Raw genomic sequence first — 16,891 nt, forward strand, 5'->3', positions numbered from 1 at the left:
TCATCGTGATGACTCCGTTCGAGGATTCGGTAGAAGGTTGACTCGAAGGATCACGCGGTGGCCGCACCCACGTCCACGACCGGGACGAGCTGGGCAACCGCGCTACACCACTCTAAGGGGCACTACTGCCGCCAGAGCCGACAACAGCCGACAAATGCTGACAAGAGCCGACAGGGCCGACAGGGCCGACAGGGTGGGCAGAGTGGGCAGACCGGGTCGATCACGCCGCGCCGGTCGGCCTGCTCAGGATGTCCGCCGGCGACGAACCCACCCGTTCGAGGAAGGCTGTCGCCTCGGGTCCGACAACGCTTCACGGCCACCCTCCGGGCCCGGCGCGCGTGAGCCGAGGCGATGATGAGACCGATCTCGCCGCCCGCCGCCCGACACCGGATGCAGCATCCCCGGCCCGGCGTGGCCGTCGATGTCCCAACGACATGCGCATCCCATCGTTTCACGTGGAACACGGGAACGTCGGTCCTGCACCGTAGACTGAGCGCAGCCACACAAAGGGAGAAGCGGGTGACCATATCGAGCGAGGAAGACCGACGTCGCGCTCTCATTGATGCGATTCCACAGGCGGACGAGAGCACGCCGCTGGCGGCACAGCTGGCCGAAGACGCTCGACGCCGCATCACCCTCTCCGGACAGCGCTTCCCAGCGCCGGAGCAGACTCGTGTCTTCACGATCGCGAACCAGAAGGGCGGCGTCGGGAAGACGACGACCTCCGTCAACCTGGCGGCGGCCCTCGCCACGGCAGGCCTCCAGGTGCTGGTGATCGACAACGATCCGCAGGGGAACGCCTCGACGGCGCTCGACATCGATCACCCCTCGGGAACGCCCTCCACCTACGACGTCCTCATCAACGACGCGCCGATGGCCGAGGTCGTCCAGAGAAACGAGCACATCGACAATCTCCACGTGGTGCCGTCCACGATCGACCTCTCCGGCGCCGAGATCGAACTCGTCTCCCTCGTCGCCCGGGAGAACAGGCTGCGGAACGCACTCGCCGAATACCTGCGCCACCGCTCCCGCATGGGGGAGCCACGCCTCGACTATGTATTCATCGACTGCCCGCCGAGCCTCGGACTGCTCACGGTCAACGCCTTCGTTGCCGCCCGTGAGGTGCTCATCCCGATCCAGACCGAGTACTACGCACTAGAGGGTTTGAGCCAACTGCTCAACAACATCGCCCTGATCCAGGCGCATCTCAACCCCGCACTGCACGTCTCGACGATCATCCTCACGATGTACGACGGTCGCACGAACCTCGCTCGCCAGGTCGTCGAGGAGGTGCGTGAGCACTTCCCGGGCGAGACGCTCCGCGCGACCATCCCGCGATCGGTGCGGATTTCCGAGGCGCCGGGCCACGGCCAGACCGTGCTCACCTACGACCCCGGATCCACGGGAGCGCTCGCGTACCTCGAGGCTGCCCGTGAGATCTGCCGGCGCTCGCACCCGCGAACGCCCGCCGGCGGCGCGCCGCACCCCACCGAAGGAGAAGCTCATGAGTGAACGCCGCAAGGCTCTCGGACGTGGCCTCGGCGCCCTCATCCCGACGGCGGGAGAACGGTCCTCCCAGGGTCGTCCGGTCGACGTGTTCTTCCCGGCGGCCCACCCGTATCCAACAGGCCCAGCGGAGCCGGCAGTCGCAGTGGACGCAGCGGACCCAGCAGACGCAGCGGACCCGACGGAACCGGTGGCCGCCACGGACCGGGCGGACCAGGCGGAGGTGGACCGGGCGAACCGGGCGAAGGTGGACCCGGCGACGGCGGACCGGGCGACGGCGGACCGGGCGACGGCGGACCGGGCGGACCAGGCGGTGAACGACGCGGGCTGGACAGGCCCCGCCCCCGAGGTCGCAGGACAGGTCGCGGGTCAGCGCGCAGGGGGCCCGATTCAGCGCAGGGAACCCACCGACACGACCGACCTTCGTGCCGTAGGGCCCGGCGGCATCACCACCGAAGCCCGTCGCGCTGCGACGGAGGGGGCCCTGGAGACCGGTGAGGACGCACTCACTGCTCTCGATGGGCAGGTCGCCGCATCGAGTGGCAAGCCCGGTGACGCCGAGGATGTGGACGGGGCCCTGCGGCCCGTTCCGGGTGCGACCTTCGCCCGAATCCCCATCGACGACATCGCACCGAACCGGGCACAGCCACGCACGGTCTTCGCCGAGGAGGAGCTCGTCGAGCTGTCGGCCTCGATCGCGGAGGTCGGCGTGCTCCAGCCGATCGTCGTGCGTCCCCGGCCCGATCCGCAGGACGGGGACGCCCCCTACGAACTCATCATGGGCGAGCGACGCTGGCGGGCCGCCCGTGAGGCCGGGCTGCCGGACATCCCGACGATCGTCCGTTCGACCACCGACGACGACCTCCTCCGAGACGCCCTGCTCGAGAACCTCCATCGGGTCCAGCTCAACCCACTCGAGGAGGCGGCCGCCTACCGGCAGCTGCTCGACGACTTCGGGTGCACCCACGAGGAGCTGTCGACCAGGATCGCCCGCTCCCGCCCCCAGATCTCCAATACGCTGCGGCTGCTGCGGCTTCCGCCGCTCGTGCAGCGCCGTGTCGCCGCGGGCGTCCTCTCCGCGGGCCACGCCCGTGCACTCCTCGGCCTGACGAATATGGCCGCGATGGAGCGCCTCGCGCAACGGATCGTGGCCGAGGGATTGAGCGTGCGTGCGACGGAGGAGGCGGTCGCCCTCGGCGAGGATCACGCGGAACCGGCGCGCCGTCGTCCGCGCGCGGGGGGGAGCAGCCCCGCCCTGGAGGATCTCGCCTCGCGCCTGGCCGACCGGCTCGACACGAAGGTCAAGGTCAACCTAGGGCAGCGTAAAGGCCGGATCTCGATCGAGTTCGCGTCGGTTCAAGACCTCAATCGGATCCTCGGTACCCTCGCACCGGAGGACCCGGGGATCTTCCGGGCCCCGGACGCAAGCGAGGCATAGCACCGCTCCGTGGAGCTCGGAACGGACACGACGGCCGGGCCACCCGATGCGGGTGGCCCGGCCGTCGTCGCGGGGGCCCGAGCGGGACGATCAGCCCAGGTAGGGCTCCAGTTCGGCGATGAGCTTCTTCTTCGGCTTGGCACCGATGATCGTGCCGGCGACCTCGCCACCCACGTAGACGTTCATCGTGGGGATCGAGATGACGCCGTACTTGCCGGCCGTGGCGGGATTCTCGTCGACGTTGAGCTTGAGGATGGTCAGGGAGTCCGCGTACTCGGCCGCCAACTCCTCGAGGATGGGTGCGATCTGGAGGCAGGGGCCGCACCAGGGCGCCCAGAAGTCGACGAGCACGGGCCCGGGAGCCGCGAGCACGTCCTGGTCGAAGGTGGCGTCGGTCGTTGCACCGAGAGTCATGAGATTCCTTCCGTGGCGAGCAGCGAGGCATCCGCCTCGGTCAGTGGGGGGTGATCGAGGGCGGCGAGGAACCGCTCCGCGTCCAGGGCCGCGGCACAGCCCGTGCCCGCGGCCGTGATGGCCTGGCGGTACTGGTCGTCGACGACGTCCCCGGCGGCGAACACGCCGGGCAGGTTCGTGCGGGTCGAGGGGTGGTCCACCGTGACGTAGCCCGCGGGGCTCAGGTCCACCTGACCCTGGACGAGCTCGGTGCGCGGCAGGTGCCCGATGGCCACGAACAGGCCGGTCGCATCGAGGTCACGCTCGGAACCGTCCACCGTGTCACGCAGGCGCACACCGCTCACCTTCTCCTCCCCGTGGATCGCGACGATCTCGCTGTTCCACGCGAAGGAGATCTTGGGGTCGTTCAACGCCCGCTCCGCCATGATCTTGGACGCCCGCAGCTCGTCGCGGCGGTGCACCACGGTGACGGACTCGCCGAATCGGGCGAGGAAGAGGGCCTCCTCCATGGCGGAGTCGCCACCGCCGGCGACGAGGATCGGCTGGTCCTTGAAGAAGAAGCCGTCGCACGTCGCACACCAGCTCACCCCGCGCCCGGACAGCCTCTTCTCGTCGGGCAGGCCGAGCTCCTTATAGGCCGATCCCATGGCGAGGATGACCGCGCGGGCGCGGATCTCCTCCTCGTCGGTGCGGATGACCTTGATCGGGCCGGCGAGATCGACGGACACGACGTCGTCATAACGGATGTCGGCCCCGAAACGCTCGGCCTGCTCCCGCATCTTCTCCATGAGGTCGGGTCCCATGATCCCGGTGGGAAATCCCGGGAAGTTCTCGACGTCGGTCGTGTTCATGAGGGCGCCGCCGGCGGTGATCGAGCCCGCGTACACCACCGGGTCCAGGCCGGCGCGAGCCGCATAGACCGCGGCGGTGTAGCCGGTGGGTCCGGAGCCGATGATGACGACGTTGCGAACGGTATCGGTCACTGTGAATTCCTTGCAGTCGGAAGGAGGGTCTGTCAGGGAGAACGACGGCGGGGCCCGCGGTGTTCCCCGGGGGTCAGCGCACCTGGACCTCGGCCAGTTCGATGCGGTTGCGCCCGTCGCTGTCGGCGACGGGAAGTTCGGTGAACCACAGGGAGATCGAATCGGTCTCCACGGGAGTGTCGAAGTCGAACACCGTCTCGGGACCGACCGGCCCCTCGGCCAACACGGTGCCCTCGTTCGGGGCGTCGGCGGAGGCGGCGCGGATCTGCACGTTCCCGCCCTTGCCCAGCACGTCGACGACGACCTCACTCACGGAGCTCGTACGGTCCAGTTCGACCGTGTAACCGAGCCCGGCCTTCATCCCGTAGGTCGGGCTGTTGTATCGGAGCGAGCGCCAGAAGGTGGAGCGGTCGTTGTCGTAGGCGTAATAGGCCAGGTCCTGGTTCTCCCCACCGGAGGCGGTCGGGTCGAACGTCACGCCGTCGACGATCCGGATCGGCTCAGCGGAGGAGGGGGACGGGGTGGTGGTCGGCAACGCTCCCGGCGCCGTCGCCCCCTCGCTCGGCTCCTCGCTCTGGCCCAGGGGCCAGGTGGGCGCCGGATCGGGTTCGGACGGGCCCGCGAACGGGTCGCGCAACGCGTTGATCGCCAGCACCACCCCGAAGACCAGCACGGCGAGCATGACGAGCAGGATGACTCCGCTCGACCGATGCCAGGGCCTGGACGGCGTGGCCTCGCCTGGGGTGTCGCGCGTTGCCGGGCTCGTGGGCCGGCCCGCGCGGGTGGCGGGGCCGTCGATGGTCGTCGGCGCCCCCGAGGCTCCCGAGGCCGGAGCCGACGAGCCGGGTACGGACGAGCCGGGTACGGACGAGCCGGGTACGGACGAGCCGGGCGCGAAATGACGGGTCGGCGCGGGACCGAGGCTCGAGACGCCCTCCTGCGGCCCCGGAGCGCCCCCGGTCCCGGCTGCCGACGGCGCGGCGGCTCCACCCCGTGCCCGGCCACCGGCGGCCTCGCCGCGCACGGACGAACGCGCAGGGACGCCCGCGGGCAGGTCCCAGCCGCCCGCGCCGGCAGGCTGCCCGGCGGCCTGGGTGGTTCGGGCGGCCTGTGTGGCCTGGGTGACCCGTGTGGTTCGGGTGGCCTGGTTGGCCTGGTTGGCCTGGTTGGCCCGTGTGGCCTGGTTGGCCTGGTTGGGCCGGGTGGCTTGGTTGGGCCGGTTGGCACGGCCGGACGGTTCGGCAGGTTCGGACGGCTCGGCAGGCTCAGCACGACCCTCCGATGCGCCTGTCGTGCCCGCGGAGCCCCTTGTTCCGACAGAGCCCGCAGAGCCCGTAGAGCCTGCGGAGCCCGCTGTGCCGGCCGGGCCCATGGTGCTCACAGTGCCCGGGCCGCGTCGACCGCCGGCTGCCGGGGCGAGGTCGTCGGCGGGCCCGCCGCCCGGAGCCGCGACCGAGGCGGTGTGGGTGCGGGGCCCGGCGTGTCGCGCGGGAACCGCACGCCCCGAGTCGTCGGCCTCGGCCGCATCGTCGCCCGCGAGGAGCTGATCGAAGGGCCGGTCGCCGGTGGCCGCGCCGGTCGGGTCGAGCTGCGGCACCCAGCGATCACCCGTGCGCGGGTGATCGCCGGGCACGTCGGGCTGGTCGGGCACCCCGGTGGGAACGGCGGCGAACTCCCCGGTCTGCGGATCCTCGGCGATGATCGTGCCGGCCGGGGCCACGGGAGCGGGCGAGGCCGCGCCCGGAGCCTCAATGCCCGGACGCTCAGGGCCGGTGATACCGCCACTGCTGTCGGTTCCGTCGGTACCGTCGGTACCAGTGGGGCCGTCGGTACCAGTGGGGCCGCCGATGCTGTCGGCGCCGCCACGAGCCTGGTTGCTGCCGGCCAGAACGGTGCTCGGGCCATCCTGCTCGCCGTGCTCAGCGAGCTCAGCGAGCTCAGTGTGCTCAGCGTGCCCTGCGCCGCCTGCGCCGCCCGAGCCGCCCGAGCCGCCAGCGCCGCCAGAGTCACTCGAGCCGCCCGAGCCGCTGGGGCTACTGGAGCCGCCCGAGCTGCGGGGACGCGGAAGTGCGGGGGGAGCCGGGGGGATCTGCGGCCAGGGAGCGAGTTCCTCGGCCACCGCGCCGGCGGTGAACGGGCCGTCTCCGTGCGGGCTGAACGTCACGGCGCACAGGGTGTCGAGTTCGGTGGGCACCTCGACGAGGTCGCCCAGGGGCGTCGGGATCCCCCCGGGTGTCGCCGCGACGGGCAGCGAACCCGCCCGGTCGGCCTCCCCGGGCCACGTGGCGGTGAGCGCGGCGTAGAGGAGCCGCACGAGGGCGACGGCGTCGGTCCGTGAATTCGCCACGGCATCCCCGGCGGTGATCCCGAGGCCGGCGCGCGCGAACCCGAGGCCCAGCACGCGGACCTGCCCTGTCGTGGTCACGCCGATCGAGGCCGGGCCGAGTGCGAGGTGATGGACCCCCCGTCGGCGCGCCGTCGCGAGGGCGGCGGCGGCCTCCCCGATGATCGCGCGGGCGTGGTCGACTGGGAGGGGACCATCGGCGAGCAGGTGGTCGAGACGGGAGCCGTCGAAGCACTCCGTGATCACGAACGCCCGGGTTCCGCCCTCGACGGGACTCGTGCCCACCCGGTGCACCCGCGGCAGCCGCGGATCGGTCACGAGGGCCGAGCGTCGCGCCGCGTTGAGCGCCTCCTCCTGATGACCCGGGGGAAGGAAGACGATCCGCACGTCCCGCGCGAGGATCTCGTCCTCCGCCAGCCAACCGGGCAGGGCCGAGCCGGCCTCGGCCTCGATCAGGCGGTACCGTTCGGCGATCACGTCACCAGGGCTGGGCGGGGGAAGGGTCACCGGTACACGTGCTCCTTGATCCGACTGGGGCGAGCGAGCCCCTCTGGGCCCGACGCCCATCGTACGCAACATTGCGGCCCCGGGCAGGCGCGAGAACACCGGCCCCAGGCGGCGGCCGAGGGGAGCGAGCACCCGGCCCACCCGGTCGAGCAGGGCCTGCAGCTCCCCGACCTGCAGCCGCTGCACGCACAGGAGGTAGAGGACCGCCATGAGGGTGCCGATGACGGCCACGCGGGCCACGGCCCCCGGGAACGAGGCCTGCGCCCCCCAGACCCACAGCAGCCCCCAGCCGGCCGCGACCGCGGGGATGACCGCGAGCACGAGGCGCAGATGCGTCCGGAGCACGCGGGCGCCGTCCAGACTCGGAAGCTTGCGCCGGAGCGCGAGATAGGCCACGAGCGCACCGAAGCCGTTCGAGACCGTCGTCGCGACGGCCGTGCCGACCACCCACCACTCCGGCTCGAGCAGCCACAGCGAGACGCCGCAGCCGAGCACGACGAGGAGCATCATCGGGATCTGGATCCGGAACAGCGAGCGGGTGTCCTCGTAGGCGTAGTACACCCGTTGGATCATCGTCCACGCCCCGATCGCCACGAGCCCGGCGGCGAAGGCCGCGACGATGTGACCGATCCAGCGCTGCTCCGCCCACGTGATCTGGCCGGCCGTGATCGCCGTGACGACGGGGATCGCGAGCACCATGAGCGCCGCGGTGGCGAACACGGTGAACACCGCGAGGGTGCGCAGCCCGAACGAGAGGTCGTCGCGGACCTTGGCCGCGGCACCCGCCGCCGCGTGATGGGACAGGCGGGTGAAGATGGCCGTGACGAGTGAGACGGTGATGAGCGACTGCGGGAGCATGAAGATCATGAACGCCGTGTCGTAGGAGCCGTTGCCCGGCAGGTTCGGGGAACCCGGCGGGACCTCCGTCGCGCCGGCCGCCATCGCCAGGTTGGAGATCGCCACGTAGCCGATCTGGCCGACCCCGAGGGCGGCGAAGGCCCACATCGCCACGCGGCTCGTGTTGCCCATGCCGACGCCCCGGAAGCGGAAGTCCGGCCGGTAGCGGAAGCCGCTGCGCCACAGCGGGATCACGAGCACGAGCGCCTGGGCGACCACCCCGAGCGTGGCCGTGCCGGCGAAGAGCAGCACACGTTCGGTGGTCCAGTCCTCGGGAACGTGCCCCGCCCCGGCGGAGTAGTGGCCGTAGATGACCAGGTACGCGCTCAGGCCGGCGATCGCGACCACGTTGTTGAGCACCGGCGCCCACATGTACGGCCCGAAGTTCCCGCGGGCGTTGAGCACCTGACCGAGCAGCGTGTACAAGCCGTAGAAGAACAGCTGCGGCATGCACAGGTAGGCGAAGGCGAGGGCGATCGGGCGCCACTGCGGATCGATCGAACCCGCATAGATCGTCAGCAGCACGGTCGCGCCGGCGGTGAGCAGGGCCGTGACCGCCAGCAGGGCGGTGCCCGCGAGGGTGAGCAGCCGGTTGACGAACGCGGTGCCGTCGCCGGAGCGCATGGCGCGCACGATCTGCGGCACGAGGATCGCGTTGAGAACGCCGCCGGCGATGAGCATGTAGATGATGTTCGGCAGCTTGTTCGCCACCGAGAACGCGTTCGCGGCCCCGCCGACCGAGGCGATCGCCGCGAGCAGGAGGATGCCGCGCACGAGCCCGAGGAGCCGCGAGACGAGGGTGCCGCTCGCCATCGCCGCCGCGGACCCGGCCAGACCGGACTTGCTCATGTGGATCTACCCCTCCCGGCGGCGGCGGCCGCGGCGAATCGTGCGCACGAGCCCGAACAGGAACAGTGCGAGGAGGCCTGCCGCCACGATCGCCGTGCCCGTGTCCTCCCAGTCGGCCCGGACCCGGATCGAGAAGCTGATCGGCTCGGCCACGTCGTGCCCCTGCGCATCGAGCACGTGGACGCTCACCCGGACGTTCCCATTGGCCACCGCGTGAACGGGCACCCGGACGGTGGCGGCCGCCTCGGCCGGGAGCCGGCCCGACACGCGCTCGTCGGCACGCAGCCGGGCGTCGCCGGGCTCGAGGCGCACCTCGACGGTCACGGCCTGCGGCAGGGAGTTGGCGATCGTGATCGGCACCTCGCCACCGCGGGAGATGAGGTTGATCGTGCTCGGGGTCTCCACGGTGATCGCGCTCGTGAGCCGCATCGCCCGCTCGTGCACCCCGGCGATGAGCTCCGTGCGGCGAGGGGGATCCTCGCGCCAGGAGGCCGCGGCCGCGCCGAGCAGCTCCGGCAGGTAGCCGCCGCTGAAGGACGCCGGATCGTCCGTGAGGGCGGCGATCGTCAGCACCCGATCGGCGTCCGCCGCGAGGCTGGCGATCTTGGCCGCGGTCAGCGCGCCCGCCGTGTCCACGGACGGCTCCGGGGCGGCGGTCGTGCCGTCGGGGCGCAGGCTCAGCGGCGTCTCGGTCTGATCGGTGAGGTCACGCGGGGTGAACCACGGCAGTTCCGCGAGGCCCGTGAGGTTCTCGGCCGCGCGGACCGCCTGGTCGGTGCTCAGGGCTCGCGGCAGCGTGAGCACGATCGGCACCTCCGGGGTGGCACGCACCGCGAGGGCACTGCGTGCGATGAGCTCCCGCTCGTCCTCCGCGGTGTGCGCGGTGAGAATCCCGGCGCTCAACGTGTAATTTCCGGTGAGGGAGGCCAGGTCGAGGCCCGGCGTGCTCGTGTAGGCCGAGGTGGACGTGCGGGTCGGGGTGCGCAGGATCTCGTCGTGCTCGGCCGCGAGGGCCTGCCGGGTGGGCTCGGACAGCTCCACGGCCGGCCACACGGTGCGGGGGATCGTGGCGAGGCCGGCCGCCTCGAACAGCGCGGCCGAGCGGTCGCCGCCGTGAGTCAGGAGGCGTTCACCGGCGACGGTGCCCTCGCCCAGGAGGGCCTCGTAGTCCGGGGCGCCGTAGCCGAGGTCGATCACCGGGCGGCCGGCGGCCACCTCGGTGACGGCCGCGGCGATCGCGGCCACCTCGAGCTCGGGCGGGGCGGGCGTCCCGGCCGGTGAGGTCGCGTCGGGGGCCGGCTCGGCAGACCCTGAGGATTCTGAGGGGTCTGTGGGTTCCGACGGGTTCGAGCCGGCGTCGGTGCTCACGTCCGTGGTGGACACCGCCACGGATTCGAGCAGCACCGGGTCGACCGCCCACGTCACCGGCGCGTCGTGCAGGGCACCGGTGACACCGCGGAGCCGTTCGGAGCTCGCCGCCGCGAGGGTGGTGTCGGACTCGAGCGCCCGGGACCATTCGCCGACGGTCGGCTGGAGCGGCGCGAGCGCGGTGAACGAGGCCGGGCTGCCCTCCGGGGCGTGGCTGGGGAACCAGGTCATGACCGACCGCGTGCCGGCATCGCCGAGGTTGGTCTCCGCCACGATCTCCACGCCGTGGGGGCCCCAGGTGGAGCCCTCGGTGAAGGGCGACTCGCCCTCGCCGAGCGTGACCTCGAACCGGGCGCGATCGTCGTCGGGATCGGAGAGGCGCAGGCGCGCGATCACCGCGATATTGGTGTTCGACTCGCCGTCGAGCCACCGGCTCAGGCCGTCGTCCGTGGGCACGTGGCGCTGCATCCGGACCCACACGACGGCCGACGTGAGCTCGTCGTCGGTGTTGTTGACGATGCGGCCCGAGAACGACAGCTCGTCGCCGGGGCGGATGACGGCCGGGGTGATCGCATCGAGCTCGACCTCGATCGGCGCCTCCCCGGCGGGATCGTCCGGGTCGCCGGGGTCGAGTGGGTCGCCGGGGCCGCCCGGGTCGCTCGGGCCGCCCGGGTCGCCGGGGCCGCCCGGGTCGAGTGGGGCCACGTGGTCGAGCGGCGGGGCGGCGTGGTTCGTCGGCGGGGCGGCCGCGGCGGGCGCGCACAGGAGGGCGAGCACCCCGATGAGGGCACCGCCGAGCCAGGACCGCACGGGTGTGGAACCGCTCACGACCGGCCGGTGAGCAGGTCCCGGGCGGTGGCCACGACCCGCCGCTCGTTGGGATAGGCGAGCCTCGCGGCGACGTCGGTCAGCGGGATCCAGGCGGCCTCCTCGGCCTCCTGGTCCGGATCCAGCTCGGTGGTGAGGGTCCCCCCGACGGCCGCGAGCAGGTAGTGGTGGACCACCTTGTGAACCCGCCGGTTCGTGCCTGCGAACCAATAGTCGATCGTCGCCAGATGGCGCAACACCTCGGCGTGGATCCCCGTCTCCTCGGCCACTTCCCGGATCGCCGCCTCCTCGGCGGTCTCCTCCCCCTCGAGGTGGCCCTTCGGCAGGCACCACTCGAGCCGCCCCGCCCGGTTCCGGCGCGCGATGACCGCCGCGAACCCCTCCCCGTCCTCGACCTTGACCACGACGCCGCCCGCGGAGGTCTCGTCGACGATCGGCAGCGTCGAGACCGCACGCCGGCGCGGCGGCACCGGGATCGGACTTCGCACCGGGGGTCCCGGGGTGGGCAGGGGGGCAGACATGGAAACACTGTAACGAGCCCACCCGATGATCGGGTGGACGTGGCTACGGAAGGGGGCTGCGTCGTCCATAGGCGTGGGCGTCGACCGCGCCCACCGGGCGCGATGTCACGCAGATTACGCCGCCGACCGGGGCGCCGCCCACCCATCGCGCGCGCGGGCATGGCACGCTTGGGGGTTGTGTCCGATAAGCGATCCCCCGCCGAGCGACCCGCCTCCGCCGAGGCCGCCACGTTGCTGCGTTCCGCCCTCCGCGTCTTCGCCGACTACTCGCCGGAGGTGCTCGATCTGGGACGACGTTTCGCCGCCGCCGGTCATGAGCTCGCCCTGGTCGGTGGTCCCGTGCGCGACGCCTTCCTCGGCCGCCGCTCGGGCGACCTCGACTTCGCCACCTCGGCCCGCCCGGAGGAGACCGAGGCGATCCTCGCCGACTGGGCGCACACGCATTGGGACATCGGGCGCGAGTTCGGCACGATCGGCGCGCGCAAGGGCGATGTGATCGTCGAGGTGACGACGTATCGCACCGAGGCCTACGACCCCGACTCCCGCAAGCCCGAGGTCGTCTACGGGGACACGCTCGCCGGCGACCTCTCGCGGCGCGACTTCACCGTGAACGCGATGGCGGTGCGGCTGCCGGACCTCGAGTTCGTCGACCCCTTCGGCGGGCTCGACGACCTCGCCGCGAAGGTGCTGCGCACGCCCGCCGGTGCCGACCAGTCCTTCGACGACGACCCGCTGCGGATGATGCGCGCGGCCCGATTCGTGGCCCAGCTCGGCTTCGAGGTGGCCGAGGACGTCATGACCGCGATGTCGGCGATGGCCGAGCGGCTCGAAATCGTCTCGGCGGAGCGGGTGCAGGCCGAACTGGTCAAGCTGCTCCTGGCCGCCCATCCGCGCAGCGGGCTCGAACTCATGGTCTACACCGGGCTGGCCGGGGTGGTGCTGCCGGAGCTGCCCGGAATGCAGTTGACCATCGACGAGCACCACCGGCACAAGGACGTCTACGAGCACACCCTCACCGTGCTCGACCAGGCGATCGACCTCGAGACCGGGCCGGCGGGGGCGGTGCCCGGGCCGGACCTGGTGCTGCGGCTCGCGGCGATCCTGCACGACGTGGGCAAGCCTGCGACCCGGCGGCACGAGCCCGGCGGGGGCGTGAGCTTCCACCACCACGAGGTCGTCGGCGCCAAGCTCGCGACGAAGCGGCTCAAGGCGCTGCGCTTCGACAAGGCGACCATCGCCGCCGTCTCCAAGCTCGTGTTCCTGCACCTGCGGTTCCACGGCTACGGGGAGGCGCGCTGGAGCGACGCGGCCGTGCGCCGCTACGTGACCGACGCCGGCGAGCAGCTCGAGCGGCTGCACCGGCTCACCCGCGCCGACTGCACCACCCGCAACCAGCGCAAGGCCGCCCGGCTCTCCCACGCCTACGACGACCTCGAGGGGCGCATCGCCGCGCTCGCCGAGCAGGAGGAGCTCGACGCGATCCGCCCGGATCTCGACGGGAACCAGATCATGGAGATCCTCGGTCTCGAACCCGGCCGGGCCGTCGGCCAGGCCTACCAGCACCTGCTCGCGCTGCGGATGGAGCACGGGCCGCTCGCGCCCGAGGCCGCGATCGCCGCGCTGCGGCAGTGGTGGGCCGAACAGCAGGACTGACCGGGCGGCTCGCGCGGGCGCTCCGCCCGGACGGCGGTCTCAGCGCTCCGGAATCGCCGCCGGCCGGTCGTGGGTGCGGCGGGTGCCGAGACCGTAGCCGGTCGCGATGAGCACGTACAGCCCGGCGAGCGGCAGGAAGGTCGCCCGCGACCAGCCCGTGTCGGGCAGCGCGAGCGCCGCGACGGCGGCGGCACCGGTGAACGCGGCGTTGTAGAACGTGTCGTAGAGGGTGAAGGCCCGGCCGCGGAACCGGTCGTGGGTATCGCGTTGGACGATCGTGTCGACGGCGATCTTCGCCCCCTGGGTCGAGAGCCCGAGCAGGAGCGCGGCCACGGCGATGACGGCGATCGTGGGGGTGGTGGCGATGAGCAGCTGGCTGACGATCCCGACGCCGAGGCACGTGATCACCCAGGCCGAGGGGCGCAGGAACTGGTGCGCGATCGGGGTGGCCACGATCGCCAGTCCGCCGCCGGCGAAGGAGATGCCCGAGAGGAGGCCGAACATGGCCAGGCCCGCGCTCGCGTCGCCCGGATCCACGAGCAGGTTGCGGGAGATGAGGATGAGCGCGATGAAGTTGACCCCGTAGATGAACCGGTGTGCGGCCATCGCCCCGAGCGCGAGTGCCGGGGTGCGCCGGGCCACGAGATAGCGGGCGCCGTCGACCAGGTCCCGCGTGGTCGCACCGAGCTGGCCGAGCACGGACAGTTCCGTGGCGGACCGGTCGGGGCCGAGCTCCCCGCGGTGCAGGCGCATCGCCGCGACCACGGCCGCGAGCATGAACGCCGCGGTGACGAGGAGGACCGTGGCGTCGTGCCAGGGTCCCGTGGGGGTGACGAGGTTGATCACCACCCCGAGGCCCGCTCCGGCGACCGCCGAGGCCCCGCCGAGGGTGGGGGTGAGGGAGTTGGCGATGAGGAGCTGATCGGCCGGGACCACCCGCGGCAGCCCGGCCGACAGTGCCGCGAGCAGGAACCGGTTCGTGGCCAGCGTGAGCAGGGCGAGCACGTAGATCGCGGGGCCGATCCCGCTCGTGACCATGATCGCGGCGATCGCCAGGGTGAGCACCACCCGCACCGAGTTCCCGATCGCGAGCACCTGCCGGCGGCTCCAGCGGTCGAGCAGCGGCCCGGCGAACGGGCCCACGATCGTGAACGGCAGCAGCATGACGGCGAAGGCCCCGGCCACCTGCGTGGCGGTGGCGAGGTTCTGCGGCGAGAAGAAGAACAGCGCGGCCAGGCCGATCTGGAACATGCCGTCGCCGCACTGGGAGAGCAGGCGCACGGTGAAGAGCTTGCGGAACCCCGCGTGCTGCACGAGCACCCGCAGATCGGCGACGATGCCCGTGCTGCGCCGGCGCACCGGGCCGGTGGACTCGGCCGACTCGGTGGGCTCGGAGGGCTGATCGCTCACGCGCCGAGACTACCCGGTGAGCCCCGCCGCCCCGGCTGGCCCGGCTGGCCCGTCGACCAGGGTGAATCCTGCACTCCTGTCGTCGACCAGGGTGTATCCCGCACTCGTCTCGTCGACCAGGGTGGAATCGCCGGAACCGTCGCCGATACCCGGGATTCCGCCCTGGTCGATGAGGGGAGGGGGCGGAATGAGGTGAGCGGTGATGGTCGCCGATCGATCGTGGGGCGGGGATGTCCACAGGCGTGCCCAGGATGCGCTGCTGCCCACAGGGTGGGCCGGTCGTCGATGCAGGATGAGGCTCGATGCCGTGTCCTGGGGAGATGACGAATACGGTTCCTCCGGAGGTGTTCCTCCTCGCCTGCTCTCAGGCGAATCTCGTGAGCACGCGCCAACTCCGCGCTCACGGGGTGAGTGAGCAGCATGTAGCCACCCGGGTTCGGCGCCGGGACTGGATCCGCGTGACGAACGGGGTCTACGACCTGAGATGTTCACCCGTCGAGCCGCACGACCACGACCATCGGCGCCACCGTGCCGCGTGGATCGGATTGCTGTCCCATCCGCTGGCGGTGGCCGTCGGGAACTGTGCGCTCATGCTCCACGGAATCGAGGGTCTCCCGCGAAGGATCGAGCCTGAGATCATCCTGCCCGCCGGCCACACGACCGGTAGCGCGGGGGTGCGGGTGCGGCAGTTCCGTCGGCCGGGCAACGTCGTGAAATTCCGAGGCCAGTGGATCGCCGAGCCGATCACCGCACTCGTCCAGGCGCTCCCGGAACTGCCCCGGGCGAATGCCTTGGCGGTGCTCGATTCAGCACTCCACCGAGAGATCATCACGAGCACCGACCTGGCTCGGATCGAGCGGCTCCTCACGGGGCGCCGGGGTGTCAGGGCGTTGCGGCCACTTCTCGGGCTCGCGGACGGGCGCGCCGAATCTCCGATGGAGAGCACCGCGCGGCTCGCGAGTATCGATGCGGGGCTACCGCACCCTCTGGTGCAGCTGCGGCTGCACGACGAGTCGGGTCGCCTCATCGCCCGCGGTGACCTCGGATGGGCCAAACGCACGAGCGGCTACGTGTTGACCGAGATCGACAGTCGCGAGTTCCACGACACCGCGGAGGCCCTCTTCTACGACCGGGCCCGACAGAACGCGATCGTGTTGAGCGGGGACCACACCCCGTTGCGCTTCCTCGCCCGCGACGTGTACGACGGGACGTTCGTGCGGGATGTCCGTCGCGCCCTCGTACGGTAGTTCGTCCATCCAGGGGTCGGCCGGGCGATCGGATCGTCCGTGGACCCGGCGGGACGCATTCGCCGGCTGGTCCGGTCCGACAGCCGTCGACCAGGGTCAAGTCCCGGAAATCAGCCGTGATCCCCGGGATTCCGCCCTGGTCGGCGGGGTGAGTGGGGGCTTGGCCCTGGTCGGCGGGGTGAGCCGGGGCTTGGCCCTGGTCGGCGGGAGAGGGGAGAAGCGTGGCCCGTCGGCCCGGCGGCCCGGCGGCCCGGCGGGAGGTCGACGACCGACGTCGTTATTGTGAGCCACTCAAAATAAATGCTATGGTGACGGCATGACAGATCATCCGGACCACGAGGCGGGCGAGCGCGACGCCGCCCGGTGGCGGGATGCGCTGCATGCCCAGGGCAAGCGGGTCACGAAGCAGCGGCTCGCCGTGCTCGCGGCCGCCCACGACCTGCCGCACGCGACCGCGGAGGCCCTGACCGCGCGGGTCCGGGAGCAGCTTCCGGACATCACGGCCCAGTCCGTCTACATCGTGCTCACCGACCTGACCGACGGGGGTCTGCTGCGCAAGCTCCACACCCCCGGCAACCCCGCGCGCTATGAGACCCGCGTGGGAGACAACCACCACCACATCATGTGCGTCGACTGCGGCCGCGTGAGCGATGTGGCCTGCGTGGTCGGGCACGCCCCGTGCCTCACCCCGGACGAGGACGGCGGCATGCGCCTCCTGGCCGCGGACGTGCTGTTCCAGGGGCTGTGCGCCGACTGCCAGGCGATCCGGGAGCGCGAGGGGCGCCCCCTCGATCTCGCCCCGGAGCGCGGGCCGGCCGCACCCGCCCGGGGCTGACCCGCCGGCCCGGACGCCGCTACGGGGGGCGGGCTGCGTCGTCCACACGCGCCGGCCGCGCCCCGGCGGCCACCCCAGACTCACCCGTGAC

At 72.0% G+C, this 16,891-nt stretch carries 11 protein-coding genes; 5 read left to right on the forward strand and 6 right to left on the reverse strand.

The genetic code is table 11. The features are described from left to right. Positions 1-519: 519 nt before the first annotated feature. Together GCG21_RS12530 and GCG21_RS12535 are read left to right on the forward strand one after the other, a co-directional pair. Positions 520-1,512, forward strand: a complete 993-nt coding sequence (locus GCG21_RS12530) for a ParA family protein (protein ID WP_370517505.1) — start codon at positions 520-522, stop codon at positions 1,510-1,512. Beyond that, positions 1,505-2,944 (forward strand): ParB/RepB/Spo0J family partition protein, encoded by a 1,440-nt coding sequence (locus tag GCG21_RS12535; protein WP_152910033.1) that lies wholly within the window; start codon positions 1,505-1,507, stop codon positions 2,942-2,944. The genes GCG21_RS12530 and GCG21_RS12535 overlap by 8 nt, the downstream gene beginning before the upstream one ends. Before the next feature lie 90 nt (positions 2,945-3,034). Here the strand turns inward: GCG21_RS12535 and trxA are convergent, their stop codons facing one another. From trxA to GCG21_RS12560, 5 genes are all read right to left on the reverse strand, one after another. Further along, on the reverse strand, positions 3,035-3,358 hold the full coding sequence (gene trxA / locus GCG21_RS12540; RefSeq protein WP_152910034.1) for a thioredoxin: 324 nt from the start codon (positions 3,356-3,358) through the stop codon (positions 3,035-3,037). Further along, the gene (trxB, locus tag GCG21_RS12545; protein ID WP_153879082.1) at positions 3,355-4,341 is read right to left on the reverse strand and encodes a thioredoxin-disulfide reductase; all 987 of its coding nucleotides are present in this window, start codon (positions 4,339-4,341) and stop codon (positions 3,355-3,357) included. The genes trxA and trxB overlap by 4 nt, the downstream gene beginning before the upstream one ends. A gap of 73 nt (positions 4,342-4,414) precedes the next feature. Further along, positions 4,415-8,938: a murein biosynthesis integral membrane protein MurJ gene (gene murJ / locus GCG21_RS17120; RefSeq protein ID WP_152910035.1), complete on the reverse strand. Its 4,524-nt coding sequence runs from the start codon at positions 8,936-8,938 to the stop codon at positions 4,415-4,417. A gap of 6 nt (positions 8,939-8,944) precedes the next feature. After that, positions 8,945-11,134: a DUF6049 family protein gene (locus GCG21_RS12555; protein ID WP_152910036.1), complete on the reverse strand. Its 2,190-nt coding sequence runs from the start codon at positions 11,132-11,134 to the stop codon at positions 8,945-8,947. Next, the gene (locus GCG21_RS12560; protein WP_152910037.1) at positions 11,131-11,655 is read right to left on the reverse strand and encodes an NUDIX hydrolase; all 525 of its coding nucleotides are present in this window, start codon (positions 11,653-11,655) and stop codon (positions 11,131-11,133) included. Before GCG21_RS12560 ends, GCG21_RS12555 begins: the two co-directional genes overlap by 4 nt. A 159-nt stretch (positions 11,656-11,814) precedes the next feature. On the opposite strand from GCG21_RS12560, the gene GCG21_RS12565 reads away from it, so the two are divergent. Beyond that, positions 11,815-13,308, forward strand: coding sequence for a CCA tRNA nucleotidyltransferase (locus GCG21_RS12565; protein WP_152910038.1), 1,494 nt, complete (start codon positions 11,815-11,817; stop codon positions 13,306-13,308). 39 nt (positions 13,309-13,347) lie between these two features. On the opposite strand, the gene GCG21_RS12570 is transcribed toward GCG21_RS12565, so the two are convergent. Further along, positions 13,348-14,718 (reverse strand): MFS transporter, encoded by a 1,371-nt coding sequence (locus GCG21_RS12570; RefSeq protein ID WP_228760019.1) that lies wholly within the window; start codon positions 14,716-14,718, stop codon positions 13,348-13,350. Positions 14,719-15,038: 320 nt separating this feature from the next. Between GCG21_RS12570 and GCG21_RS12575 the strand changes: the two genes are divergently transcribed. Next, positions 15,039-15,965: a type IV toxin-antitoxin system AbiEi family antitoxin domain-containing protein gene (locus tag GCG21_RS12575; RefSeq protein ID WP_370517506.1), complete on the forward strand. Its 927-nt coding sequence runs from the start codon at positions 15,039-15,041 to the stop codon at positions 15,963-15,965. A 316-nt stretch (positions 15,966-16,281) separates the two neighbouring features. Next, a complete protein-coding gene (locus GCG21_RS12580; RefSeq protein WP_152910040.1) occupies positions 16,282-16,800 on the forward strand; it encodes a Fur family transcriptional regulator in 519 nt (172 codons plus the stop codon). The last annotated feature ends 91 nt before the right edge of the window (positions 16,801-16,891 follow it).

Origin of the sequence: Pseudactinotalea sp. HY160, assembly GCF_009372055.1 — a bacterium.
In the GTDB taxonomy this organism is placed as follows: Bacteria; Actinomycetota; Actinomycetes; order Actinomycetales; family Beutenbergiaceae; genus HY158.

Coding starts and splice junctions, on each gene's coding strand:
- GCG21_RS12565 (WP_152910038.1), top strand. CDS start 11,815: ATGGCACGCTTGGGGGTTGTGTCCGATAAGCGATCCCCCGCCGAGCGA.
- GCG21_RS12560 (WP_152910037.1), bottom strand. CDS start 11,655: ATGTCTGCCCCCCTGCCCACCCCGGGACCCCCGGTGCGAAGTCCGATC.
- trxA (WP_152910034.1), bottom strand. CDS start 3,358: ATGACTCTCGGTGCAACGACCGACGCCACCTTCGACCAGGACGTGCTC.
- GCG21_RS12535 (WP_152910033.1), top strand. CDS start 1,505: ATGAGTGAACGCCGCAAGGCTCTCGGACGTGGCCTCGGCGCCCTCATC.
- GCG21_RS12580 (WP_152910040.1), top strand. CDS start 16,282: ATGACAGATCATCCGGACCACGAGGCGGGCGAGCGCGACGCCGCCCGG.
- murJ (WP_152910035.1), bottom strand. CDS start 8,938: ATGAGCAAGTCCGGTCTGGCCGGGTCCGCGGCGGCGATGGCGAGCGGC.
- GCG21_RS12575 (WP_370517506.1), top strand. CDS start 15,039: ATGACGAATACGGTTCCTCCGGAGGTGTTCCTCCTCGCCTGCTCTCAG.